Annotated in this window: 22 protein-coding genes; 21 read left to right on the top strand and 1 reads right to left on the bottom strand. The window is 72.3% G+C overall.

Features of this window, described 5'->3' with window-relative positions:
* Positions 1–104 precede the first annotated feature (104 nt).
* The 7 genes from aroC (at position 105) to nusB (ending at position 6,216) form a co-directional block, all read left to right on the top strand.
* Positions 105–1,289 carry a chorismate synthase gene (aroC, locus tag ACZ79I_RS06245; protein ID WP_471494876.1) on the top strand — a complete coding sequence of 395 codons (1,185 nt, stop codon included), beginning with the start codon at positions 105–107 and terminating at the stop codon, positions 1,287–1,289.
* On the top strand, positions 1,286–1,801 hold the full coding sequence (locus ACZ79I_RS06240) for a shikimate kinase (RefSeq protein ID WP_471494874.1): 516 nt from the start codon (positions 1,286–1,288) through the stop codon (positions 1,799–1,801). The genes aroC and ACZ79I_RS06240 overlap by 4 nt, the downstream gene beginning before the upstream one ends.
* Entirely contained in the window at positions 1,798–2,889 is a 1,092-nt protein-coding gene (aroB, locus tag ACZ79I_RS06235) for a 3-dehydroquinate synthase (RefSeq protein WP_471494872.1), read from the top strand. The genes ACZ79I_RS06240 and aroB overlap by 4 nt, the downstream gene beginning before the upstream one ends.
* A 198-nt stretch (positions 2,890–3,087) precedes the next feature.
* A complete protein-coding gene (locus ACZ79I_RS06230; RefSeq protein WP_471494870.1) occupies positions 3,088–3,969 on the top strand; it encodes a Pro-rich N-terminal domain-containing protein in 882 nt (293 codons plus the stop codon).
* Between the two features lie 92 nt (positions 3,970–4,061).
* The gene (locus ACZ79I_RS06225; protein ID WP_471494868.1) at positions 4,062–5,168 is read left to right on the top strand and encodes an aminopeptidase P family protein; all 1,107 of its coding nucleotides are present in this window, start codon (positions 4,062–4,064) and stop codon (positions 5,166–5,168) included.
* 44 nt (positions 5,169–5,212) lie between these two features.
* Complete coding sequence (gene efp / locus ACZ79I_RS06220; protein ID WP_471494866.1) at positions 5,213–5,779, top strand: elongation factor P; 567 nt, start codon at positions 5,213–5,215, stop codon at positions 5,777–5,779.
* Positions 5,780–5,781: 2 nt separating this feature from the next.
* Positions 5,782–6,216 carry a transcription antitermination factor NusB gene (nusB, locus tag ACZ79I_RS06215; protein WP_471494864.1) on the top strand — a complete coding sequence of 145 codons (435 nt, stop codon included), beginning with the start codon at positions 5,782–5,784 and terminating at the stop codon, positions 6,214–6,216.
* Positions 6,217–6,381: 165 nt separating this feature from the next.
* Here the strand turns inward: nusB and bldD are convergent, their stop codons facing one another.
* Positions 6,382–6,882, bottom strand: a complete 501-nt coding sequence (gene bldD, locus ACZ79I_RS06210; protein ID WP_360976114.1) for a transcriptional regulator BldD — start codon at positions 6,880–6,882, stop codon at positions 6,382–6,384.
* 264 nt (positions 6,883–7,146) lie between these two features.
* Here bldD and pyrR point away from each other — a divergent pair, with 264 nt between their 5' ends.
* The 14 genes from pyrR (at position 7,147) to ACZ79I_RS06140 (ending at position 23,917) form a co-directional block, all read left to right on the top strand.
* The gene (gene pyrR / locus ACZ79I_RS06205) at positions 7,147–7,719 is read left to right on the top strand and encodes a bifunctional pyr operon transcriptional regulator/uracil phosphoribosyltransferase PyrR (protein ID WP_381085423.1); all 573 of its coding nucleotides are present in this window, start codon (positions 7,147–7,149) and stop codon (positions 7,717–7,719) included.
* A 130-nt stretch (positions 7,720–7,849) separates the two neighbouring features.
* Positions 7,850–8,878, top strand: coding sequence for an aspartate carbamoyltransferase catalytic subunit (locus ACZ79I_RS06200; protein WP_471494861.1), 1,029 nt, complete (start codon positions 7,850–7,852; stop codon positions 8,876–8,878).
* A gap of 4 nt (positions 8,879–8,882) precedes the next feature.
* On the top strand, positions 8,883–10,169 hold the full coding sequence (locus tag ACZ79I_RS06195; RefSeq protein WP_471494859.1) for a dihydroorotase: 1,287 nt from the start codon (positions 8,883–8,885) through the stop codon (positions 10,167–10,169).
* A complete protein-coding gene (locus tag ACZ79I_RS06190) occupies positions 10,166–10,726 on the top strand; it encodes a PH-like domain-containing protein (RefSeq protein WP_471494857.1) in 561 nt (186 codons plus the stop codon). The genes ACZ79I_RS06195 and ACZ79I_RS06190 overlap by 4 nt, the downstream gene beginning before the upstream one ends.
* Positions 10,723–11,865, top strand: a complete 1,143-nt coding sequence (gene carA / locus ACZ79I_RS06185; protein ID WP_471494855.1) for a glutamine-hydrolyzing carbamoyl-phosphate synthase small subunit — start codon at positions 10,723–10,725, stop codon at positions 11,863–11,865. Before ACZ79I_RS06190 ends, carA begins: the two co-directional genes overlap by 4 nt.
* The gene (carB, locus tag ACZ79I_RS06180; protein ID WP_471494852.1) at positions 11,858–15,166 is read left to right on the top strand and encodes a carbamoyl-phosphate synthase large subunit; all 3,309 of its coding nucleotides are present in this window, start codon (positions 11,858–11,860) and stop codon (positions 15,164–15,166) included. The genes carA and carB overlap by 8 nt, the downstream gene beginning before the upstream one ends.
* A gap of 56 nt (positions 15,167–15,222) precedes the next feature.
* Positions 15,223–16,329 carry a quinone-dependent dihydroorotate dehydrogenase gene (locus ACZ79I_RS06175; RefSeq protein WP_471494850.1) on the top strand — a complete coding sequence of 369 codons (1,107 nt, stop codon included), beginning with the start codon at positions 15,223–15,225 and terminating at the stop codon, positions 16,327–16,329.
* Entirely contained in the window at positions 16,326–17,228 is a 903-nt protein-coding gene (gene pyrF / locus ACZ79I_RS06170) for an orotidine-5'-phosphate decarboxylase (RefSeq protein ID WP_471494848.1), read from the top strand. Before ACZ79I_RS06175 ends, pyrF begins: the two co-directional genes overlap by 4 nt.
* 310 nt (positions 17,229–17,538) lie before the next feature.
* On the top strand, positions 17,539–17,862 hold the full coding sequence (locus ACZ79I_RS06165; protein WP_055492888.1) for an integration host factor: 324 nt from the start codon (positions 17,539–17,541) through the stop codon (positions 17,860–17,862).
* A gap of 35 nt (positions 17,863–17,897) precedes the next feature.
* Positions 17,898–18,455, top strand: a complete 558-nt coding sequence (gmk, locus tag ACZ79I_RS06160; RefSeq protein WP_471494846.1) for a guanylate kinase — start codon at positions 17,898–17,900, stop codon at positions 18,453–18,455.
* A gap of 51 nt (positions 18,456–18,506) precedes the next feature.
* The gene (rpoZ, locus tag ACZ79I_RS06155; protein WP_030493615.1) at positions 18,507–18,779 is read left to right on the top strand and encodes a DNA-directed RNA polymerase subunit omega; all 273 of its coding nucleotides are present in this window, start codon (positions 18,507–18,509) and stop codon (positions 18,777–18,779) included.
* Positions 18,780–18,981: 202 nt separating this feature from the next.
* The gene (gene coaBC, locus ACZ79I_RS06150) at positions 18,982–20,184 is read left to right on the top strand and encodes a bifunctional phosphopantothenoylcysteine decarboxylase/phosphopantothenate--cysteine ligase CoaBC (protein WP_471494843.1); all 1,203 of its coding nucleotides are present in this window, start codon (positions 18,982–18,984) and stop codon (positions 20,182–20,184) included.
* Positions 20,185–20,421: 237 nt separating this feature from the next.
* Complete coding sequence (gene metK, locus ACZ79I_RS06145; protein WP_471494841.1) at positions 20,422–21,645, top strand: methionine adenosyltransferase; 1,224 nt, start codon at positions 20,422–20,424, stop codon at positions 21,643–21,645.
* A gap of 121 nt (positions 21,646–21,766) precedes the next feature.
* Positions 21,767–23,917, top strand: coding sequence for a primosomal protein N' (locus ACZ79I_RS06140; protein ID WP_471494839.1), 2,151 nt, complete (start codon positions 21,767–21,769; stop codon positions 23,915–23,917).
* The last annotated feature ends 200 nt before the right edge of the window (positions 23,918–24,117 follow it).

Genomic DNA, 24,117 nt, shown 5'->3' with positions numbered 1-24,117 from the left:
GTGACCGGCCCCGGCCCGCGGACGTGGGAGGATCGGAGGTGGCGGGCCAGGGCCGCGCACCCGGTCGCGCCCCGCAGTTCCAGGCGCGAGCATGAGGAGCACCGTTGAGCAGGTTGCGTTGGCTGACCGCGGGGGAGTCCCATGGACCCGCACTCGTCGCCACGCTGGAGGGCCTTCCCGCCGGCGTGCCGATCACCACGGAGATGGTGGCGGACCACCTGGCCCGGCGGCGGCTCGGCTACGGACGCGGTGCCCGGATGAAGTTCGAGCGGGACGAGGTCACCTTCCTCGGCGGAGTCCGGCACGGGCTCACCCTCGGCTCCCCGGTCGCGGTCATGGTGGGCAACACCGAGTGGCCCAAGTGGGAGAAGGTCATGGCGGCCGACCCGGTCGACCCGGCGGAGCTGGCCGAGCTGGCCCGCAACGCGCCGCTGACCCGCCCCCGCCCCGGCCACGCCGACCTGGCCGGCATGCAGAAGTACGGCTTCGACGAGGCCCGGCCGGTCCTGGAGCGGGCGTCGGCCCGCGAGACCGCGGCCCGTGTGGCGCTCGGCGCGGTGGCGCGCTCGTATCTGAAGGAGACGGCCGGCATCGAGATCGTCTCGCATGTGGTGGAGCTGGCGGCGGCGAAGGCGCCGTACGGGGTGTACCCGACCCCGGCGGACGTCGAGCGCCTGGACGCCGACCCGGTGCGCTGCCTGGACGCGGACGCGTCGAAGGCGATGGTCGCGGAGATCGACCAGGCGCACAAGGACGGCGACACGCTCGGCGGTGTCGTCGAGGTCCTGGCCTACGGCGTGCCCGTGGGCCTGGGCTCGCACGTGCACTGGGACCGGCGGCTGGACGCGCGGCTCGCCGCGGCGCTGATGGGCATCCAGGCGATCAAGGGTGTGGAGGTCGGCGACGGCTTCGAGCTGGCGCGCGTGCCGGGCTCCAAGGCACACGACGAGATCCTCACGACGCCCGAGGGCCTCAGGCGCGCGACGGGCCGCTCCGGTGGCACCGAGGGCGGTCTGTCCACCGGTGAGCTGCTGCGGGTGCGGGCGGCGATGAAGCCGATCGCGACCGTGCCCCGCGCGCTGAAGACCGTGGACGTCGCGACGGGCGAGCCCACCCAGGCCCACCACCAGCGCTCCGACGTGTGCGCGGTGCCGGCGGCCGGGATCGTCGCGGAGGCGATGGTGGCCCTCGTCCTGGCGGACGCGGTGGCGGAGAAGTTCGGCGGCGACAGCGTGGCCGAGACCCGTCGCAACGTCCGCTCCTACCTCGACCACCTGGAGATCCGGTGAGCGCGCCGGCGGTGGTCCTCATCGGCCCGATGGGGGTGGGCAAGTCCACCGTGGGGCGGCTGCTCGCGCAGCGGCTGGGTGTGGGCTACCGGGACACCGACGACGACATCGTGGCCGGGCAGGGCCGCCCGATCGCCGACATCTTCGTGGAGGAGGGCGAGCCGGTCTTCCGCGCCCTGGAGAAGGCGGCGGTGCGCACGGCGCTCGCCGAGCACGAGGGGGTCCTCGCCCTGGGCGGCGGCGCCGTCCTCGACGACGAGACGCGGGCGTCGCTCGCCGGGCAGCGCGTGGTGTACCTGTCGATGGACGTCGAGGAGGCGGTCAAGCGCACCGGCCTGAACGTCGCCCGGCCGCTGCTGGCGGTCAACCCGCGCAAGCAGTGGCGGGAGCTGATGGAGGCGCGCCGCCGTCTGTACGAGGAGGTCGCCACGGCGGTGGTGGCCACCGACGGCCGCAGCCCCGAAGAGGTCGCCCAAGCCGTTCTGGACGCAGTGGAGTTGAAAGAAGCATGAGCGAGGCAGTGACCCGGATCCACGTCGGCGGCTCCGCCGGCACCGACCCCTACGAGGTCCTGGTCGGCCGCCGACTTCTCGGCGAACTCGCCGGGTTGGTCGGCGACAGGGCCAAGCGGGTCGCGGTGATCCACCCGCGGGCGCTGGACGGGACGGGCGAGGCGCTGCGCGCCGACCTCGCGGAGCAGGGCTTCGAGGCCGTGGCCATCCAGGTGCCCGACGCGGAGGAGGCCAAGACCGCCGAGGTCGCCGCCTACTGCTGGAAGGCGCTGGGCCAGTCCGGCTTCACCCGCACCGATGTCATCGTGGGGGTGGGCGGCGGCGCGACCACCGACCTGGCCGGGTTCGTGGCCGCGACCTGGCTGCGGGGTGTGCGCTGGATCGCGATCCCCACCACCGTGCTGGCCATGGTGGACGCGGCGGTCGGCGGCAAGACGGGCATCAACACGGCCGAGGGCAAGAACCTGGTGGGCGCCTTCCATCCCCCTGCCGGGGTGCTGTGCGACCTGGCCGCGCTGGAGTCCCTCCCGGTCAACGACTACGTCTCCGGGCTGGCCGAGGTCATCAAGGCCGGTTTCATCGCGGACCCGGTGATCCTGGAGCTGATCGAGGCCGACCCGCAGGCCGCCCGCAGTCCGGCGGGCCCGCACACCGCGGAGCTGATCGAACGCTCCATCAGAGTCAAGGCCGAGGTGGTCTCCTCCGACCTGAAGGAGTCGGGCCGCAGGGAGATCCTCAACTACGGGCACACGCTCGGCCACGCCATCGAGCAGAACGAGCGCTATACCTGGCGGCACGGCGCGGCCGTCGCGGTCGGTATGCACTTCGCCGCCGAACTCGGCCGTCTGGCGGGCCGGCTGGACGACGCGACCGCCGACCGCCACCGCACCGTCCTGGAGTCGGTGGGGCTGCCGCTGCACTACCGCTACGACCAGTGGCCGAAGCTGCTGGAGGCCATGAAGATCGACAAGAAGTCCCGCGGTGATCTGCTCCGCTTCGTCGTCCTGGACGGCCTGGCCAAGCCGACCCTGCTGGAAGGCCCCGACCCGGCGGTCCTGCTCGCCGCGTACGGCGAAGTGGGGGAGTAGTCCCCTCCCGGGGGCCATGGGACGGGTGACTCGTTCCGCTGGGCGCCGGTTGCCCCGATTTGCCCGTGGCGACGGGCACTTCGGGGCGCGGCAGGACGTTCACACAACGGCGGCCGGGGACGGTACCGTTCGGTAGGGAGCGGGGTGCCACGCCCCGCTGCCAGCGTTGATCGCCTGCACGAGACGGAGTGGCACCGGATGCAGCACGCAGTGGGAGCTCCGCTGCCGCCGCCCCACCAGCCGGGGCACGGTCCGGCGACCGCCTGGTCACCGGCCGCACACCACCCGGGACAGCCGGGCGCCCGTCCGGGCCCCGCACCACAGACCCCGCCCGCGGCCGCACCGGGCTTCGCGGCACCGCAGGTGCCCCCCGGGGCACCGCACACGCACGTACCGCCGCAGCACGCGCCCGTGCCACCCGTCCCGCCCGCGCCGGACACCACGGGCCATGTGCGGCTCCCGCCCGGCGGCCCGGTCGGCATGCCGAGCGCACCGCCCGCCGCGAGCGCTCCCGATCCCTCGTCCACGACGCTCGCCGTGCTGCTCATCGGCCCCGCGGGCGCGGGCAAGACCAGCGTCGCGAAGTACTGGGCCGACCACCGCCGGGTCCCGACGGCCCACATCAGCCTCGACGACGTCCGCGAATGGGTGCGCTCGGGGTTCGCCGACCCGCAGTCGGGGTGGAACGACCACTCGGAGGCCCAGTACCGTCTCGCCCGCCGCACCTGCGGCTTCGCGGCCCGCAACTTCCTGGCCAACGGCATCTCGTGCATCCTCGACGACGCCGTCTTCCCGGACCGCCCGGTCGTCGGCCTCGGCGGCTGGAAACGGCATGTGGGTCCCGGTCTGCTGCCGGTGGTCCTCCTCCCGGGTCTGGAGATCGTCCTGGAGCGCAACGCGGAGCGCAGCGGCAACCGCCGGCTCAGCGACGAGGAGGTCGCCCGGATCCACGGCCGCATGGCCGGCTGGTACGGCTCCGGGCTGCCGATCATCGACAACTCCCAGCTCGACGTGGAGGGGACGGCCCGGGTGCTGGACGAGGTGCTGGCGCGGTCGATCGCGAGCCCGCCCGCCTGGTGAGGCCCTGGGCCCGGGGTCCCGCGCGGGCGCCCCGCCGCCCGTCCGGCCGCTCTGGAACGGCGGCATCCGGCCGGCGCTCTTAGGCTCGGGTCATGTCAGAGGTGTACGCGGCCCGCCGGGAGCGGCTGAGGGAACGCTGCAGCGCGGGCGGCAGCGCGACGGCGCTGGTCTCCCGCCCCGCCAACGTGCGTTATCTCGCGGGCGCCGCGCCCCGGGGCGCCGTGCTGCTGCTGGGCGCGGGCGAGGACGTCCTGCTGTGCGCCGGACCGCCGGACGACCAGCACGCCGACGGCCGGCCCGACGAGGCGGTGCGGGTGCATCCGCTGCCGCTGCCCGGTGGGGATCCCGCCGTCGCCGCGGCCGGCCTGGCCGTCGCGCAGGGCGCCGAGTCCCTGGCGGTCGAGGAGCACCACCTCACCGTCGCCCGGCACCGGGCCCTGGGGTCCGTCGCGCCGCGGCTGCGGCTCGCCGACCTCGGCGGCGCCGTCGAGCAGATGCGGCTCGTCAAGGACGAGGAGGAGATCTCCCTCCTGCGGATCGGTGCGGAGATCGCCGACCAGGCCCTGAGCGAGCTGCTCGAATCGATCCTCGTCGGCCGCACCGAGCGCCATCTCGCCCTGGAGCTGGAGCGCCGGCTCGTCGACCACGGAGCCGACGGCCCCGCCTTCACCACCTCCGTCGCCACCGGCCCGAACTCCGGCCGCCGCGGGCACCGCCCCACGGACCGGCGGGTGGAGGAGGGCGACTTCCTCTCCGTCTGTCTCGGGGCCGCCTACCGCGGCTACCGCTGCGAGATCGGCCGGACGTTCGTCATCGGCACCTCGCCGGCCGACTGGCAGGTCGAGCTGTACGACCTCGTCTTCGCGGCCCAGCGGGCCGGACGCGAGGCCCTGGCACCCGGCGCCGGATATCGCGACGTGGACCGCGCCGCACGTCAGGTGCTGGATTCGGCGGGCTACGGCGAGGGTCTCCCGCCGATGACCGGGCACGGTGTGGGACTCGAAATCGACGAGGACCCGCAGTTGGCCCCCACGGCCATGGGTAAACTGGACGCTTGCGTGCCGGTCACCGTCGAACCGGGGGTCCACCTCCCCGGCCGGGGCGGGGTCCGGATCGATGACACGCTCGTCGTGCGCCCCGAGGCGGACGGCGGACCCGAGCTACTCACCATCACGACCAAGGAGCTCCTCGCGCTGTAGCGCGTGCCCCGGGGTCGTACGTCAGTCCAGGAGATTCCGCAACCGTGGCTTCCACGAACGACCTCAAGAACGGCATGGTGCTCAAGCTCGAAGGCGGCCAGCTCTGGTCCGTCGTCGAGTTCCAGCACGTCAAGCCCGGCAAGGGCCCGGCATTCGTGCGCACCAAGCTCAAGAACGTGCTCTCCGGCAAGGTCGTCGACAAGACGTTCAACGCCGGTATCAAGGTCGAGACGGCCACTGTCGACAAGCGCGACATGCAGTTCTCGTACATGGACGGCGACTACTTCGTCTTCATGGACCTGGAGACGTACGACCAGCTCCACGTCGACCGCAAGGCCGTCGGTGACGCCGCCAACTTCCTGGTCGAGGGCTTCGAGGCCACCGTCGCGCAGCACGAGGGCGAGGTGCTCTTCGTCGAGCTCCCCGCTGCCGTCGAGCTGACCATCGCCGAGACCGAGCCGGGCCTGCAGGGCGACCGCTCCACCGGCGGCACCAAGCCCGCCACGCTGGAGACCGGCCACCAGATCCAGGTCCCGCTCTTCATCACCACCGGTGAGAAGATCAAGGTGGACACCCGCACGAGCGACTACCTCGGCCGGGTGAACAGCTAACCGTGGCTGCCCGTAATACGGCCCGTAAGCGCGCCTTCCAGATCCTCTTCGAGGGCGACCAGCGCGGGGCCGACGTCCGCACGGTACTCGCCGACTGGATCCGGCACTCGCGGACCGACACCCGGCAGCCGCCGGTGAGCGAGTACACGATGCAGCTGGTCGAGGGCTACGCGACGTACGCGAAGCGCATCGACGAGCTGATCGCGCAGTACGCGGTCGGCTGGACGCTCGACCGGATGCCGGTCGTCGACCGCAACATCCTGCGCCTCGGCGCCTACGAGCTGATCTGGGTCGACGAGACCCCGGACGCGGTGGTGCTCGACGAGATGGTGCAGCTCGCCAAGGAGTTCTCCACGGATGAGTCGCCCTCGTTCGTCAACGGCCTGCTCGGCCGGCTGAAGGAGCTGAAGCCGTCGTTGCGTCGCGACGAGAGCTGAGACGCACGAGCACCGGAGGGCCCGCAGCACATCGGCTGCGGGCCCTCCGGCGTCTGCCGCTCGTGCGCGCCGACGGCAGCCGCGGCTCCTACAACGCCGCCGGGGCGGCCGCAACCGCATGGTTCCGGCCACCCCGGCGGCACGTTTCTGCTGAGGCTGGAGCGGTCAGCTCTCCTCATGGGCGACGGCGCGGCGCGCGTCCGCGTCGAGGACGCCCCAGCTGATCAGCTGCTCGGTGAGGACCGAGGGCGACTGGTCGTAGATGACCGCGAGCGTGCGCAGGTCGTCCTGGCGGATGGACAGGACCTTGCCGTTGTAGTCACCACGCTGGGACTGGATCGTCGCCGCGTACCGCTGGAGCGGGCCCGCCTTCTCGGCCGGCACGTTGGCCAGCCGCTCCAGGTCGAGTACGAGCTTCGGCGGCGGCTCGGCGGCTCCGCCCGGAGTGGTGCCGGGCAGAAGCTCCTGCACCGGGACCCCGTAGAAGTCCGCCAGCTCGGCGAGGCGCTGTACGGTGACGGCGCGGTCGCCGCGCTCGTACGAACCGACCACGACCGCCTTCCAGCGTCCCTGGGACTTCTCCTCCACACCGTGGAGGGAAAGGCCCTGCTGGGTGCGGATGGCCCGGAGCTTGGCCCCGAGCTGTTTGGCGTATTCGCTGGACATATGGCTCCCCGGACACGGTGTCGACGTGCGGCTCGGCCGCGCGGCTGGTGACTCACTGTGAGGTTACGCAGCGTGACTCTGCCTCGTCAAGCCGAATGGTCCGGACCGACCCTTCCGTGGCAGACGGACCGCGATGCCGCCGGACGGGTGACGCCCGGCCCGGGGCGGCGATCGACCGCCCGGGGCGGGCTGGTACCGTGGATGGCGCAATCCCGACGTCCTTTAAGGTCCGTCCCGTGAGGCGGAGAAGGAGGTCCGTTTCGTATGGACACGCAGCATTCCGATGCGCGGCCCGTCCTCGAGGGCCCTGACATCGCGCGGGTGCTGACCCGCATCGCCCACGAGATCGTCGAGCGCGCCAAGGGCGCCGACGACGTGGTGCTCCTCGGCATCCCGACCCGAGGCGTCTTCCTGGCCCGGCGGCTCGCCGCCAAGCTCGAACAGGTCACCGGCCGCGGTATCCCGGTCGGCTCCCTCGACATCACCATGTACCGCGACGACCTGCGCATGCACCCACCGCGCGCGCTGGCCCGCACCGACATCCCCGGTGACGGCATCGACGGCCGCCTCGTCGTCCTCGTCGACGACGTGCTCTTCTCCGGCCGCACCATCCGCGCCGCCCTCGACGCCCTGAACGACATCGGGCGTCCCCGCGCGGTCCAGCTCGCGGTCCTGGTGGACCGCGGCCACCGCGAGCTCCCGATCCGCGCCGACTACGTCGGCAAGAACCTGCCCACGTCGCTGCGGGAGACGGTCAAGGTCCAGCTCGCCGAGGAGGACGGTCGCGACACCGTGCTGCTCGGCGCGAAGCAGACCCTCCCAGGCGCACAGCAGTAGCACCCCGGCGGCGCACGCCACTGCCATGCGCCCCACGAGTGCATCCAGACGCGCGCCTGTCTGCCCGGCTGTGCCCTCCCGGCCCCCGGACCCCCGCTTCCCGAATGAACTGCCTTACGGAGCCTGAAAGATGCAGCGTCATCTCATCTCGGCCGCCGACCTCACCCGCGACGACGCCGTCCTGATCCTCGACACCGCCGAGGAGATGGCCCGGGTCGCCGACCGGCCGATCAAGAAGCTGCCGACCCTGCGCGGCCGCACCGTCGTCAACCTCTTCTTCGAGGACTCCACCCGGACCCGGATCTCCTTCGAGGCCGCCGAGAAGCGGCTGTCCGCGGACGTCATCAACTTCTCCGCCAAGGGGTCCAGCGTGTCCAAGGGCGAGTCCCTGAAGGACACCGCCCAGACCCTGGAGGCCATGGGCGTCGACGCCGTCGTCATCCGGCACGGCGCCTCCGGGGCCCCGTACCGCCTGGCGAACTCCGGCTGGATCGACGCCGCCGTGATCAACGCGGGCGACGGCACCCACCAGCACCCCACGCAGGCCCTGCTCGACGCCTTCACCATGCGCCGGCGCCTGGTCGGCCGTGACGCGGGGCTCGGCGGCGACCTGGCGGGCAGGCGCATCACGATCGTCGGGGACGTGCTGCACAGCCGGGTCGCCCGCTCCAACGTCGACCTGCTGCACACCCTCGGTGCCGACGTGACCCTGGTCGCCCCGCCCACCCTGCTTCCGGTCGGCGTCGCGTCCTGGCCGTGCGAGATCTCCTACGACCTCGACAGCACGCTGCCCAAGTCCGACGCGGTGATGATGCTGCGCGTCCAGCGCGAGCGCATGAACGCCGCCTTCTTCCCGACCGAGCGCGAGTACTCACGCCGCTACGGCCTCGACGCCGACCGCATGGCCCGGATGCCCGAGCACGCCATCGTGATGCATCCCGGCCCCATGGTCCGCGGCATGGAGATCACCGCCGAGGTCGCCGACTCCGGGCGCTGCACCGCCGTCGAGCAGGTCGCCAACGGCGTCTCCATCCGCATGGCGGTCCTGTACCTGCTGCTGGGCGGCAACGAGCCCGCCGTGGCCCACCCCTCGCCCGCCACCGCCCTTGCACCGGGGCGCTTCGCGCCCGCCTCCGAACCGCGTACCGAGGAGAAGTAACCAGATGAGCAAGACCCTGATCCGTGGTGCGAAGGTGCTCGGCGGCGAGCCGCAGGACGTGCTGATCGACGGAGAGAAGATCGCCCGGGTGGGGACCGGCCTCGACGCCGAGGGCGCCGAGGTGGTCGAGGCCGGCGGCAAGGTGCTGCTGCCGGGCCTGGTCGACCTGCACACCCATCTGCGCGAGCCCGGCCGCGAGGACTCCGAGACGGTGCTGACCGGCACCCGGGCGGCCGCGAGCGGCGGATACACGGCCGTGTTCGCCATGGCCAACACGTTCCCGGTCGCCGACACCGCCGGCGTCGTCGAGCAGGTCTGGCGGCTCGGGCGCGAGCACGGGTACTGCGACGTGCGGCCCGTCGGTGCGGTCACCGTCGGCCTGGAGGGCAGGCAGCTCGCCGAGCTGGGCGCCATGCACGAGTCGGCGGCAGGCGTCACGGTCTTCTCCGACGACGGCAAGTGCGTGCACGACGCGGTGATCATGCGCCGCGCGCTGGAGTACGTGAAGGCGTTCGGCGGTGTCGTCGCCCAGCACGCGCAGGAGCCGCGGCTGACCGAGGGCGCCCAGATGAACGAGGGCGTCGTCTCCGCTGAGCTGGGCCTGGGCGGCTGGCCGGCCGTCGCGGAGGAGTCGATCATCGCCCGCGACGTCCTGCTCGCCGGCCACGTCGGCTCGCGCGTGCACATCTGCCACCTGTCGACCGCCGGGTCCGTCGAGATCGTGCGCTGGGCCAAGTCCCGGGGCATCGACGTCACCGCCGAGGTCACCCCGCACCACCTCCTCCTCACCGACGAGCTGGTGCGCACCTACAACCCGGTCTACAAGGTCAACCCGCCGCTGCGCACCGAGCGCGACGTGACGGCGCTGCGCGAGGCCCTCGCCGACGGCACGATCGACATCGTCGCCACCGACCACGCCCCGCACCCGCACGAGGACAAGGACTGCGAGTGGGCGGCGGCCGCCATGGGCATGGTCGGCCTGGAGACGGCGCTGTCCGTGGTGCAGGAGACCATGGTCGACACCGGGCTGCTCGACTGGGCCGGCGTCGCCGACCGCATGTCCTTCGCACCCGCGAGGATCGGGCGCGCCACGGGCCACGGCCGGCCCGTCTCGGCAGGCGAGCCGGCCAACCTCACCCTCGTAGACACCGCATACCGTGGGCCCGTGGACCCCGCGGGCTTCGCCTCGCGCAGCCGCAACACCCCCTACGAGGGCCGCGAGCTGCCGGGCCGTGTCACGCACACCTGGCTGCGGGGCAAGGCCACGCTCGTCGACGGGAAGCTCGCGTGACATCTCTCTGCCTGCTGGCCGCCGAGAGGAAATCGGCGGAAGTGACCGACTGGGCCGCCCGCGTCGGCTGGCTCGTGGGACTCGCCCTGTTCGTCGCCCTCGTCTACTGGCTGATGCGCGAGGGCTGGAAGTGGCGCGGCACCCTGCAGAGCGACCTGCCGGAGCTGCCCGGCGCGCCGGACGACCCCGGCCCGGCCAGACTGGAGATGACCGGCCGCTACCACGGCTCCACCACCGCAGGGCAGTGGCTGGACCGCATCGTGGCGCACGGCCTGGGTACTCGCAGCCGGGTCGAGCTCACACTGACGGACGCGGGCCTGGAGGTCGTACGCCCCGGCGCGAGCGACTTCTTCGTCCCGGCCGGGCGGCTGCGCGGGGCCCGGCTCGACAAGGGCATCGCGGGCAAGGTCCTCACCGAGGGCGGTCTGCTCGTCGTGACCTGGGCGCACGGCGACAGGCTGATCGACTCCGGGTTCCGCTCCGACCACGCGGCCGGGCACAACGACTGGGTCGACACCCTGAACCAGATGATCAACAAGACGGAAGGCGCACGATGACGACCTCCACCAGGGGAGCCTCCAGGGTTCCCGCCGTACTCGTCCTGGAGGACGGCCGGATCTTCCGCGGCCGCGCCTACGGGGCCGTGGGGGTGACCTTCGGTGAGGCCGTCTTCTCCACCGGGATGACCGGCTACCAGGAGACCCTCACCGACCCGTCGTACCACCGCCAGGTCGTCGTGATGACCGCCCCCCACGTCGGCAACACCGGCGTCAACGACGAGGACCCCGAGTCCAGGCGGATCTGGGTCGCGGGGTATGTCGTACGCGACCCCGCGCGCGTGCCCTCCAACTGGCGCGCCAGGCGCTCGCTGGACGAGGAACTGCGCCACCAGGGCGTCGTGGGCATCTCCGGCATCGACACCCGGGCCCTCACCCGCCACCTGCGCGAGCGGGGCGCCATGCGCGTCGGCATCTTCTCCGGCAACGCTCTGCCCGACGAGGGCGTCATGCTCGCCGAGGTGCGCCAGGCCCCCGAGATGGAGGGCGCGGACCTCTCCGCCGAGGTCGCCACCAAGGAGGCGTACGTCGTCCCCGCGATCGGCGGGAAGAAGTTCACCGTGGCCGCCGTCGACCTCGGCATCAAGGGCATGACCCCGCACCGCATGGCCGAGCGCGGCATCGAGGTGCACGTGCTGCCCGCCACGGCGACCGCCGAGGACGTGTACGCCGTGCAGCCGGACGGGGTGTTCTTCTCCAACGGTCCGGGCGACCCGGCCACCGCCGACCACGCCGTCTCCGTCATGCGGGCCGTCCTGGAGCGCGGGACGCCCCTGTTCGGCATCTGCTTCGGCAACCAGATCCTGGGCCGTGCGCTCGGCTTCGGCACCTACAAGCTGAAGTACGGCCACCGGGGCATCAACCAGCCGGTGCAGGACCGCACGACCGGCAAGGTCGAGGTCACCGCCCACAACCACGGCTTCGCCGTCGACGCCCCGCTCGACAGGGTCTCCGACACCCCCTACGGCCGCGCCGAGGTCTCCCACGTGTGCCTCAACGACAACGTGGTGGAGGGGCTCCGGCTGCTGGACCGGCCGGCCTTCAGCGTCCAGTACCACCCCGAAGCGGCAGCGGGTCCCCACGACGCCGCCTACCTGTTCGACCGCTTCGCATCCCTGATGGAGGGCCAGCGTGCCTAAGCGCACCGATATCCAGTCCGTCCTGGTCATCGGCTCCGGCCCGATCGTCATCGGCCAGGCCGCCGAGTTCGACTACTCCGGCACCCAGGCGTGCCGGGTCCTGAGGGCCGAGGGCCTCCGGGTCGTCCTGGTCAACTCCAACCCGGCGACGATCATGACCGACCCGGAGATCGCCGACGCGACCTACGTCGAACCGATCACGCCGGAGTTCGTCGAGAAGATCATCGCCAAGGAGCGTCCGGACGCGCTGCTGCCCACGCTGGGCGGCCAGACGGCCCTGAACACGGCCATCAGGCTGCACGAGAACGGTGTCCTCGACAAGTACGGCGTGGAACTGATCGGCGCCAACGTCGAGGCCATCCACAAGGGCGAGGACCGCGACCAGTTCAAGGAGGTCGTGGAGGCGGTGCGGCGCAAGACCGGGTACGGCGAGTCGGCCCGGTCCGTGATCTGCCACTCCATGGACGAGGTCCTGGCCGGCGTCGAGCGGCTCGGCGGCTACCCCGTCGTCGTCCGCCCCTCCTTCACCATGGGCGGCGCCGGCTCCGGCTTCGCGCACGACGAGGAGGAGCTGCGCCGTATCGCCGGCACCGGACTCGCGCTCTCCCCGACCACCGAGGTGCTCCTGGAGGAGTCCATCCTCGGCTGGAAGGAGTACGAGCTGGAGCTGATGCGCGACAAGCACGACAACGTCGTGGTCGTGTGCTCCATCGAGAACTTCGACCCCATGGGCGTGCACACCGGCGACTCGATCACCGTCGCCCCCGCGATGACGCTGACCGACCGCGAGTACCAGATCCTGCGCGACATCGGCATCGCCGTGATCCGCGAGGTCGGCGTCGACACCGGCGGCTGCAACATCCAGTTCGCGGTCGACCCCGAGGACGGCCGGGTCATCGTCATCGAGATGAACCCGCGCGTCTCGCGCTCCTCGGCCCTGGCCTCCAAGGCGACCGGCTTCCCGATCGCCAAGATCGCCGCCAAGCTCGCCGTCGGCTACACGCTCGACGAGATCCCCAACGACATCACCCGGGAGACCCCGGCCTCCTTCGAGCCGACGCTCGACTACGTCGTCGTCAAGGCCCCGCGCTTCGCCTTCGAGAAGTTCCCCAGCGCCGACAGCACGCTGACCACGACCATGAAGTCGGTCGGTGAGGCGATGGCGATCGGCCGCAACTTCACCGAGGCGTTCCAGAAGGCGCTGCGCTCGCTGGAGAAGAAGGGCAGCCAGTTCACGTTCACGGGCGAGCCCGGCGACAAGGCCGGGCTGCTGCGCGAGGCCGCGCGCCCGACGGACGGCCGGATCAACACGGTGATGCAGGCCATCCGCGCCGGTGCCACGCCGGAGGAGGTCTTCGAGTCCACGCGGATCGACCCCTGGTTCGTCGACCAGCTCTTCCTGATCAAGGAGATCGCGGACGAGCTGGCCGGGGCGGAGCGGCTCGACGCCGAGCTGCTCACCGAGGCCAAGCGGCACGGCTTCTCCGACCAGCAGATCGCCGAGATCCGCGGGCTGCGCGAGGACGTGGTGCGCGAGGTGCGGCACGCGCTGGGCGTGCGCCCGGTGTACAAGACGGTCGACACATGTGCCGCCGAGTTCGCGGCCAGGACGCCGTACTTCTACTCCTCGTACGACGAGGAGACCGAGGTCGCGCCGCGCGAGAAGCCCGCCGTGATCATCCTGGGCTCCGGCCCGAACCGCATCGGCCAGGGCATCGAGTTCGACTACTCCTGCGTCCACGCCTCCTTCGCACTGAGCGACGCCGGCTACGAGACCGTGATGGTCAACTGCAACCCGGAGACCGTCTCCACCGACTACGACACCTCCGACCGCCTCTACTTCGAGCCGCTGACGCTGGAGGACGTGCTGGAGATCGTCCACGCGGAGCAGCAGGCCGGCCCGGTCGCGGGCGTCGTGGTCCAGCTCGGCGGCCAGACCCCGCTCGGCCTGGCACAGGCCCTGAAGGACAACGGCGTACCGATCGTGGGCACCTCGCCCGAGGCGATCCACGCCGCCGAGGACCGCGGCGCCTTCGGACGCGTGCTCGCCGAGGCCGGCCTGCCGGCGCCCAAGCACGGGACGGCGACCACCTTCGAGGAGGCCAAGGCCATCGCGGACGAGATCGGCTACCCGGTCCTCGTCCGGCCGTCCTACGTCCTGGGCGGGCGCGGCATGGAGATCGTGTACGACGAGACCCGGCTGTCGTCGTACATCGCGGAGTCCACCGAGATCAGCCCCTCCCGGCCGGTCCTGGTCGACCGCTTCCTCGACGACGCGATCGAGATCGACGTCGACGCCCTGTACGACGGCGAGGAGCTGTACCTCGGCGGTGTCATGGAGCACATCGAGGAGGCCGGCATCCACTCCGGCGACTCGGCGTGCGCGCTGCCCCCGATCACCCTGGGGGGCTTCGACATCAAGCGGCTGCGGGCATCGACGGAGGCCATCGCCCGTGGTGTCGGCGTCCGCGGACTGATCAACATCCAGTTCGCGATGGCCGGGGACATCCTGTACGTCCTGGAGGCCAACCCGCGCGCGTCCCGTACGGTCCCCTTCACCTCGAAGGCGACCGCGGTGCCGCTGGCGAAGGCCGCCGCCAGGATCTCGCTGGGCGCGACCGTCGCGGAACTGCGCGAGGAGGGCCTGCTGCCGAGGAACGGCGACGGCGGCACGCTCCCGCTCGACGCGCCGATCTCCGTCAAGGAGGCCGTGATGCCGTGGTCGCGGTTCCGCGACATCCACGGCCGGGGCGTCGACACCGTCCTCGGCCCGGAGATGCGCTCCACCGGCGAGGTCATGGGCATCGACTCCGTCTTCGGCACCGCGTACGCCAAGTCGCAGGCCGGGGCCTACGGGCCGCTGCCGACCAAGGGCCGCGCCTTCATCTCGGTCGCCAACCGCGACAAGCGCTCGATGATCTTCCCGGCGCGCGAGCTGGTCGCCCACGGCTTCGAGCTGCTCGCCACCTCCGGTACGGCCGAGGTGCTCAAGCGCAACGGCATCAACGCGACCATCGTGCGCAAGCAGTCCGAGGGCACGGGGCCGCAGGGCGAGAAGACCGTCGTCCAGCTGATCCACGACGGCGAGATCGACCTCATCGTCAACACCCCGTACGGCACCGGAGGCCGCCTCGACGGCTACGACATCCGCACGGCGGCGGTGGCCCGCTCCGTGCCGTGCCTGACGACGGTCCAGGCGCTCGCCGCGGCGGTCCAGGGCATCGACGCCCTCAACCACGGCGATGTGGGGGTCCGCTCGCTCCAGGAACACGCGGAACACCTGACCGCGGCCCGCGACTAGCAGCCCTGAGGGGGACATCGGAAACGGTGTCCCCCTCTTCGTGAGGACACTGAGAGATGTACAAGCTTTTCTTCCGCCTGGTTTTCTCCCGGATGGACCCCGAGCAGGCCCACCTCCTGGCCTTCCGCTGGATCCGTCTGGCCGTGCGCATCCCCGTGCTGCGCACCTTCGTCGCCGCCGCGCTCGCGCCCCGCAGCAAGGAACTGCGCACGGAGGCGTTCGGGCTGCGGATGCACGGCCCGTTCGGGCTCGCGGCGGGGTTCGACAAGAACGCCGTCGGGATCGACGGGATGGCGATGCTCGGCTTCGACCACGTCGAGATCGGCACCGTCACCGGGGAACCACAGCCCGGCAACCCGAGGAAGCGGCTGTTCCGGCTGACCGGGGACCGGGCACTGATCAACCGCATGGGCTTCAACAACGAGGGCTCGCTGGCCGTCGCCGCCCGCCTGGCCTCGCGCACGCCCGTCTTCAGGACCGTCGTGGGCGTGAACATCGGCAAGACCAAGGCCGTCCCGGAGTCCGAGGCCGCCGCCGACTATGTGAAGTCGGCGGAGCGGCTCGCACCGTACGCCGACTACCTGGTCGTCAACGTCTCCTCCCCGAACACCCCCGGACTGCGCGACCTGCAGGCCACACAGGCGCTGCGCCCCCTGCTCAGGGCCGTCCGCGAGGCCGCCGACCGTGCGGTCACCGCCCGGCGCGTCCCGCTGCTGGTGAAGATCGCCCCCGACCTCGCGGACGAGGACGTCGACGCCGTCGCCGACCTCGCCGTGGAACTGGGCCTGGACGGGATCATCGCCACGAACACCACCATCGCCCGCGAAGGGCTCGGTCTGCTGTCCGACCCCGCCGTGGTCGCGGAGACCGGCGGGCTCTCGGGCGCACCGCTGAAGGCACGCTCCCTGGAGGTGCTGCGCCGGCTGTACGCGCGCGTGGGCGACCGCATCACGCTCGTGGGCGTCGGCGGCATCGAGAACGCGGAGGACGTCTGGCAGCGCATCCTGGCCGGCGCCACCCTGGTACAGGGCTACAGCGCCTTCGTCTACGAGGGCCCCTTCTGGAGCCGTGCCATCCACAAGGGGCTCGCCGCCCGCCTGCGGACGAGCCCGTACGCCACCCTCGCCGACGCGGTCGGCGCCGACGTGAGGAAGTCCGCATGACCGCCCACCCGTCACCCGACCACCGCCCCTCAACGAGGCCCTTCGGGCCGCAGGGTCCTTCTGGAGAACCCTTCGGCGCGCGGCTTCGCCGGGCCATGGACGAGCGCGGCCCGCTCTGCGTGGGCATCGACCCGCATGCCTCGCTGCTCGCCGAGTGGGACCTGAACGACGATGTCGCCGGCCTGGAGCGGTTCAGCCGCACGGTGGTGGAGGCGGTCGCCGAGCGGGTCGCGGTCGTCAAGCCCCAGAGCGCCTTCTTCGAGCGCTTCGGGTCGCGCGGCATCGCCGTCCTGGAGACGACGGTCCAGGAGGCGCGGGCGGCCGGGGCGCTGGTCGTCATGGACGCCAAGCGCGGCGACATCGGCTCGACCATGGCCGCGTACGCCGAGTCCTACCTCCACAAGGACGCGCCGCTGTTCTCGGACGCGCTGACCGTGTCGCCGTACCTCGGCTACGGGGCACTCAGGCCGGCGGTGGAGACGGCGCGGGAGAGCGGCGCCGGGCTCTTCGTGCTGGCGCTGACCTCCAACCCGGAGGGCGGCGAGGTGCAGCACGCCGTGCGGTCCGACGGCCGCACCGTGGCGGCGACGATGCTCGCCCACCTCGCCGCCGAGAACGCGGGGGAGCGGCCCCTCGGCTCCTTCGGCGCGGTCGTCGGCGCCACGCTGGGTGATCTGTCGTCGTACGACCTGGACATCAACGGACCGCTCCTCGCGCCCGGCATCGGGGCCCAGGGAGCGACTCCGGCCGATCTGCCCGGGGTCTTCGGGGCGGCGGTGCGCAACGTGGTGCCGAACGTGAGCCGGGGGGTCCTGCGGTTCGGGCCCGACGCCCTCGCGCTGCGTGAGGCCGCGGACCGCTTCGCCGAGGAGGCCAGGGCCGCCGCGGCCGCTGCCTGAGAGCGTCCCGGAGGTCCGCGGGGCTTCCCGTGGGCCTCTCGGGAGGCCGCTTGAGTCTGAATACATCCTCAAATCCGGGGCATTATGTCCGAAAAGTCCGTCTCGACAGAGGCTGACCAGGACTTTTCCGCTGTTCTCGCTGACTCTGGCGGACTTGCCCGCTAGTCTCCGACGAGTGGGGGCACCTCCCACCCCCTCCAAGCAGTGGGGGAGGACGGGCAAGCGTGTTGCTCGTGGCTCCCCAGGTGTGGGGCGACTAGGTTCCTCACCGGTCCGTATCCGACAGTTCGACATCCGAGGTGACGTAGGCGTGGCTCTTCCGCCCCTTACCCCTGAACAGCGCGCAGCCGCGCTCGAAAAGGCCGCCGCGGCTCGCCGGGAGCGGGCCGAGGTCAAGAATCGACTCAAGCACTCCGGCGCCTCCCTCCACGAGGTCATCAAGCAGGGCCAGGAGAACGACGTCATCGGCAAGATGAAGGTCTCCGCCCTCCTCGAGTCCCTGCCGGGCGTGGGCAAGGTCCGCGCCAAGCAGATCATGGAGCGACTCGGGATCTCCGAGAGCCGCCGCGTGCGTGGCCTCGGGTCCAACCAGATCGCCTCCCTGGAGCGCGAGTTCGGCGGCGCAGCCAGCTGAGTCCGGGCACTCCGGTTTGCTGGAATAATCGCTGCATGAGTGAACGTCCGCGGCTGACCGTGCTCTCCGGCCCCTCCGGGGTCGGCAAGAGCACGGTCGTCGCCCATATGCGCAAGGAATACCCCGAGGTCTGGCTCTCGGTGTCGGCCACGACCCGTCGGCCCCGCCCGGGCGAGCGGCACGGAGTCCACTACTTCTTCGTCACCGACGAGGAGATGGACAAGCTGATCGCCAACGGCGAGCTGCTGGAGTGGGCCGAGTTCGCAGGCAACCGCTACGGCACCCCGCGGGCCGCCGTCCTTGAGCACCTGGAGGACGGCGTGCCGGTCCTGCTGGAGATCGACCTCCAGGGCGCACGCCAGGTCCGCGAGTCCATGCCCGAGGCCCAGCTGGTGTTCCTGGCTCCTCCCTCCTGGAACGAGCTCGTGCGCAGGCTCACCGGACGGGGCACGGAGCCGCCCGAGGTGATCGAACGCCGTCTGGAGGCGGCCAAGATCGAGCTGGCGGCCGAGCCCGAGTTCGATACGACCCTGGTCAACACCTCCGTCGAGGATGTGGCGCGCGAGCTGCTAGCCTTGATGAACGTTGTGTGATCAGGGTTGTGCGATCAGGTCTGATCTTTCCCATCTTTCGGAAGGTAGAGCGTGTCCTCTTCCATCACCGCGCCCGAGGGCATCATCAACCCGCCGATCGACGAGCTCCTCGAGGCCACCGACTCGAAGTACAGCCTCGTGATCTACGCGGCCAAGCGGGCCCGCCAGATCAACGCGTACTACTCGCAGCTCGGTGAGGGCCTCCTCGAGTACGTCGGTCCCCTCGTCGACACCCACGTCCACGAGAAGCCGCTCTCGATCGCCCTGCGCGAGATCAACGCGGGTCTGCTGACCTCCGAGGCCGTCGAGGGCCCGGTTCAGTGACGACCACGCGGTGGCGCTGAGCGGTATCGCTCACGGCAGGGCGTCCTTGTCCGCAGGCCCGGCAGGGGCCGCCTCCCGGCAGTGACCGGGGGCGGCTGCCGGGCCTGCGGTCTGCCCGGGGGCGCGGGGCCCCCGCGGTCATGCAGCATGGAGTCGTACGCCGGGAACGGTGGCGTACACGCGTCGAGTGCGGGGAGGCCCGGTGGGCAAGCCGAAGGTCGTTCTGGGGGTCAGCGGCGGGATCGCCGCCTACAAGGCATGCGAACTGCTGCGCAGACTGACCGAGTCGGGCCATGACGTCCGTGTCGTGCCCACCGCGTCCGCCCTCCACTTCGTCGGCGCCGCCACCTGGTCCGCCCTCTCCGGCAACCCCGTCGCCACCGAGGTCTGGGACGATGTCCACGAGGTCCCGCACGTGCGCATCGGCCAGCACGCCGACCTGGTGGTCGTGGCGCCGGCGACGGCCGACACGCTCGCCAGGGCGGCCCACGGCCTCGCCGACGACCTCCTCACCAACACACTCCTCACCGCCCGCTGCCCGGTCGTCTTCGCCCCGGCCATGCACACGGAGATGTGGGAGCATCCGGCGACCCAGGACAACGTGGCGACACTGCGCCGCCGCGGCGCCGTGGTGATCGAGCCGGCGGTCGGCCGTCTGACCGGCGTGGACACGGGCAAGGGCCGGCTGCCCGAGCCGGCCGAGATCTTCGAGGTCTGCCGTCGGGTGCTGGCGCGGGGCGTGAGAGAGCCCGACCTCGCCGGCCGGCACGTCGTGGTCAGCGCCGGCGGCACCCGCGAGCCCCTCGACCCCGTGCGCTTCCTCGGCAACCGCTCCTCCGGCAAGCAGGGCTACGCCCTGGCCCGCACGGCCGCGGCCCGCGGCGCCCGCGTCACCCTGGTCGCCGCGAACACCGGCCTGCCCGATCCCGCCGGGGTCGATGTCGTCCAGGTGGGCACCGCGGTGCAGATGCGCGAGGCGGTGCTGAAGGCGGCGGCGGACGCGGACGCCGTGGTGATGGCGGCCGCGGTGGCCGACTTCCGCCCGGCGGCGTACGCGATGGGGAAGATCAAGAAGAAGGACGGCCAGGACCCCGAGCCCGTCACCCTGGTCAGGAATCCGGACATCCTCGCGGAGATCGCGGCGGACCGGGCCCGCCCGGGCCAGGTGATCGTCGGCTTCGCCGCGGAGACGGACGACGTGCTGGCCAACGGCCGCTCGAAGCTGGAGCGCAAGGGCTGCGACCTGCTCGTGGTGAACGAGGTGGGGGAGCGCAAGACGTTCGGCTCAGAGGAGAACGAGGCGGTCGTGCTCGGCACCGACGGAAGCGAGACGCCGGTGCCGCACGGGCCCAAGGAAGCGCTGGCCGAGACGGTCTGGGACCTCGTCGCGGACCGGCTGACCTGAACCGCCGCTTGGGCGGCGGCCGCCCGAACCCCGTACATTCGCGCGTGGCGACCCTGGAAAAGACCGTGGGGCATTGGGCAGAATGCCCGTGCCGCAGGTCACAGGGCTCCCGAGAGGCGAGACACAGGGGCCGGTGGCCGAGCGCGACCGATAAACTGTTCCAGGACGACGCCGGGCGCAGCCCCCGTCCCGTCCGCCAATGATCAGCCAGCAGCCGCTGCAACCACAGGGAGCGTTGTGTCCCGTCGCCTGTTCACCTCGGAGTCCGTCACCGAGGGCCACCCGGACAAGATCGCTGACCAGATCAGCGACACCATTCTCGACGCGCTTCTGCGGGAGGACCCGACGTCCCGGGTCGCCGTGGAGACGCTGATCACGACCGGCCTGGTGCACGTGGCCGGGGAGGTCACGACCAAGACGTACGCGCCGATCGCGCAGCTGGTGCGCGAGAAGATCCTCGAGATCGGCTACGACTCGTCGAAGAAGGGCTTCGACGGCGCGTCCTGTGGTGTCTCCGTGTCCATCGGCTCCCAGTCCCCGGACATCGCGCAGGGCGTGGACGCCGCATACGAGTCCCGGGTCGAGGGTGCCGCCGCAGGTGGGGAAGCAGACGAACTGGACCGCCAGGGTGCCGGCGACCAGGGCCTGATGTTCGGCTACGCGACGGACGAGACGCCGACCCTGATGCCGCTGCCGGTCTTCCTGGCGCACCGGCTGTCCAAGCGGCTGTCCGACGTCCGCAAGAACGGCACGATCCCCTACCTGCGCCCGGACGGAAAGACCCAGGTCACCATCGAGTACGACGGCGACAAGGCGATCCGCCTGGACACGGTGGTCGTGTCCTCGCAGCACGCCAGCGACATCGACCTCGATTCGCTGCTCGCCCCCGACATCCGCGAGTTCGTCGTGGAGCCGGAGCTGAAGGCGCTCCTGGAGGACGGCATCAAGCTGGACACCGAGGGCTACCGCCTGCTGGTCAACCCCACCGGCCGCTTCGAGATCGGCGGCCCGATGGGTGACGCGGGCCTGACCGGGCGAAAGATCATCATCGACACGTACGGCGGCATGGCCCGCCACGGCGGCGGCGCGTTCTCCGGCAAGGACCCGTCCAAGGTGGACCGCTCGGCGGCGTACGCGATGCGCTGGGTCGCCAAGAACGTGGTCGCGGCCGGCCTCGCCTCCCGCTGCGAGGTCCAGGTGGCGTACGCGATCGGCAAGGCCGAGCCGGTCGGCCTGTTCGTCGAGACCTTCGGCACCGCCAAGGTCGACGCGGAGCGGATCGAGAGCGCGATCACCGAGGTCTTCGACCTCCGTCCGGCCGCGATCATCCGCGACCTGGACCTGCTGCGCCCGATCTACGCCCAGACGGCCGCGTACGGCCACTTCGGCCGCGAACTCCCGGACTTCACCTGGGAGCGCACCGACCGGGTGGACGCGCTGCGGAAGGCGGCGGGGCTGTAGTCCCGTCACACCCGAGCCATGAGGCCCGGCGCCCTTCGGGGACGCCGGGCCTCGGCACGTCCGGAGCCCGGAACGATCTACGGGGCGCGGCGGTGTCAGTGGTCTTTGCGAGAATGCACACGTGCGCAGCGGGAACGGGCAGCAGGGGACGGGTGGCGGAGACGCCGCGCCGCCCGAGCAGCTTGCGCTGATCCGCGAGGCCGTGCGGAAGGCCAAGGCGCCCAGGGCCAGGCCGCGGACATGGCGGGGGGCCGCGCTGGCCAAGGAGCTGCCCGTCGCGCGCGTGCTGGTCGACAAGGGCGTGCTGCATCTGGACCGCTGCTTCGACTACGCCGTGCCGGAGGAACTCGACGCCGTCGCGAGGCCCGGCGTGCGGGTGCGGGTGCGCTTCGGGGCCGGCGGGCGCACCGTGCGGGAAGGGCGGCGTGAGGGCGGCGGGCTCATCGACGGGTTCCTCGTCGAGCGCGTTCCCGAGTCCGACTACGCGGGACCCCTTGCCGCGCTGGCCCAGGTCGTGTCGCCGGAGCCCGTGCTCTCGCCCGAGTTGCTCGGACTCGCCCGGGCCGTCGCCGACCGCTATGCGGGCAGCCTCGCCGATGTACTGCAGCTCGCGGTACCACCCCGGCATGCCCGGGCCGAGGGCACCACGACGGGCCCCCCGCCCCCGCCTCCGCCTCCGCCCGCCCCGGGATCCTGGCAGCGGTACAGAAGGGGGCCCGAGTTCCTGGCGTCCCTCGCGTCCGGTGGTGCGCCGCGGGCCGTGTGGACCGCACTGCCGGGGCCCGGGTGGGCGGAGGAGATCGCCCGGGCCGTGCAGGCCGCGCTCGCCTCGGGGCGGGGCGCGTTGGTCGTCGTGCCTGCCGGGCGTCCCGCCGCGCGGGTCGACGCCGCGCTGCGGGCGCTGCTCGGCGACGGGCAGCATGCGGTCCTGACCGCCGACGCCGGGCAGGAGCGGCGCTACCGGGAGTGGCTCGCCGTGCGGCGCGGGTCCGTGCGGGCCGTCGTCGGGACCCGGGCCGCCATGTTCGCGCCCGTGCGCAACCTCGGACTCGTCGTGGTGTGGGACGACGGCGACAGCGGTCACAGCGACGAGCACGCCCCCCACCCCCATGTCCGCGAGGTGCTGGAGCTGCGCGCCACCCGGGACAAGTGCGGTTTCCTGCTGGGGAGCTGGAGCTGCACCGTGGAGGCCGCCCAGCTCGTCGAGAGCGGGTGGGCCGCCCCGCTCGTCGCCGACCGCGACCAGGTGCGGGCCACCACGCCCCTGATACGGACCGTGGGGGACGGGGACCTCGCGCGCGACGAGGCGGCCAGGGCGGCGCGGCTGCCGACGCTCGCCTGGGAAGCGGTGCGGGACGGGCTGCGCCGCGGGCCCGTGCTGGTGCAGGTGCCGCGGCGGGGGTACGTGCCCCGGACCGCCTGCGCGCAGTGCCGGGCGCCGGCTCGCTGCCGGTCCTGCGCCGGGCCGTTGGCCGCGCAGCAGGCCGGGGAGCTGCGGTGCGGCTGGTGCGGGCGGGAGGAGACCGCCTGGCGCTGTCCCGAGTGCGGTGGCACCCGGCTGAGGGCACAGGTCGTGGGGGCCCGGCGGACCGCCGAGGAGCTGGGGCGCGCCTTCCCGGCCGTTCCGGTGCGGACCTCGGGGCGTGAACAGGTGCTGGACACGGTGCCGGGGACGCCCGCTCTCGTCGTCAGCACGCCCGGCGCCGAGCCCGTCGCCGAGGGCGGCTACGCGGCCGCGCTGCTCCTCGACGGATGGGCCATGCTCGGGCGCCCCGATCTGCGCGCGGGCGAGGACGCGCTGCGCCGGTGGCTGGGCGCGGGCGCGCTGGTGCGGCCGCAGTCGGCCGGCGGGACCGTCGTGGTCGTGGCGGAACCGACGCTGCGGCCCGTGCAGGCGCTCGTCCGCTGGGATCCCGTCGGGCACGCGGTGCGGGAGCTTGCCGAGCGGGCCGAGCTGGGCTTTCCGCCGGTGTCGCGGATGGCCGCCGTGTCCGGGCCGCCGGAAGCCGTGGCGGGGCTCCTCGCCGAGGCCGAACTGCCCTCGGACGCCGAGGTCCTGGGCCCCGTGCCGCTGCCGGACGGGGAGCCCGGGCGGCCGCGGCGGGCCGGTGGGCCGCCGTCGGGGGAGCGGTGGGAGAGGGCGCTCGTACGGGTGCCGCCGGGGAGCGGGGCCGCGCTCGCGTTCGCGCTGAAGACCGCGCTCGCGGCTCGGACGGCACGCGGGGGGAGCGAGGCGGTGAGGATCCGGATCGATCCGCCGGACATCGGGTGAAGGCCGGTGGCGCCGTGCGGGCGCACGGACCTGCTCGGGCGGTGGTGCCCGTGCCGGGCTGTGTGACCGGCTCCGGCCGTGTGCATTGTGCCCACCGGCTTCGGCGGTGGTGGTGCCCGTGCCGGGCTCTGTGACCGGCTCCGGCCGTGGCGTTCCGCCCCGGCGGGGCGCGGCTGCCTCCCGGTGGGGCCGGGAGGCAG

Source organism: Streptomyces sp. PSU-S4-23, assembly GCF_055632315.1.
This window is presented reverse-complemented; position numbering and strand designations above follow the sequence as displayed.

Excerpts from the sequence above, each read along its gene's own strand:
- aroB (WP_471494872.1), top strand. The coding sequence starts at position 1,798 with ATGAGCGAGGCAGTGACCCGGATCCACGTCGGCGGCTCCGCCGGCACC.
- ACZ79I_RS06230 (WP_471494870.1), top strand. The coding sequence starts at position 3,088 with ATGCAGCACGCAGTGGGAGCTCCGCTGCCGCCGCCCCACCAGCCGGGG.
- ACZ79I_RS06225 (WP_471494868.1), top strand. The coding sequence starts at position 4,062 with ATGTCAGAGGTGTACGCGGCCCGCCGGGAGCGGCTGAGGGAACGCTGC.
- bldD (WP_360976114.1), bottom strand. The coding sequence starts at position 6,882 with ATGTCCAGCGAATACGCCAAACAGCTCGGGGCCAAGCTCCGGGCCATC.
- pyrR (WP_381085423.1), top strand. The coding sequence starts at position 7,147 with ATGGACACGCAGCATTCCGATGCGCGGCCCGTCCTCGAGGGCCCTGAC.
- ACZ79I_RS06200 (WP_471494861.1), top strand. The coding sequence starts at position 7,850 with ATGCAGCGTCATCTCATCTCGGCCGCCGACCTCACCCGCGACGACGCC.
- ACZ79I_RS06195 (WP_471494859.1), top strand. The coding sequence starts at position 8,883 with ATGAGCAAGACCCTGATCCGTGGTGCGAAGGTGCTCGGCGGCGAGCCG.
- carA (WP_471494855.1), top strand. The coding sequence starts at position 10,723 with ATGACGACCTCCACCAGGGGAGCCTCCAGGGTTCCCGCCGTACTCGTC.
- ACZ79I_RS06175 (WP_471494850.1), top strand. The coding sequence starts at position 15,223 with ATGTACAAGCTTTTCTTCCGCCTGGTTTTCTCCCGGATGGACCCCGAG.
- pyrF (WP_471494848.1), top strand. The coding sequence starts at position 16,326 with ATGACCGCCCACCCGTCACCCGACCACCGCCCCTCAACGAGGCCCTTC.
- gmk (WP_471494846.1), top strand. The coding sequence starts at position 17,898 with ATGAGTGAACGTCCGCGGCTGACCGTGCTCTCCGGCCCCTCCGGGGTC.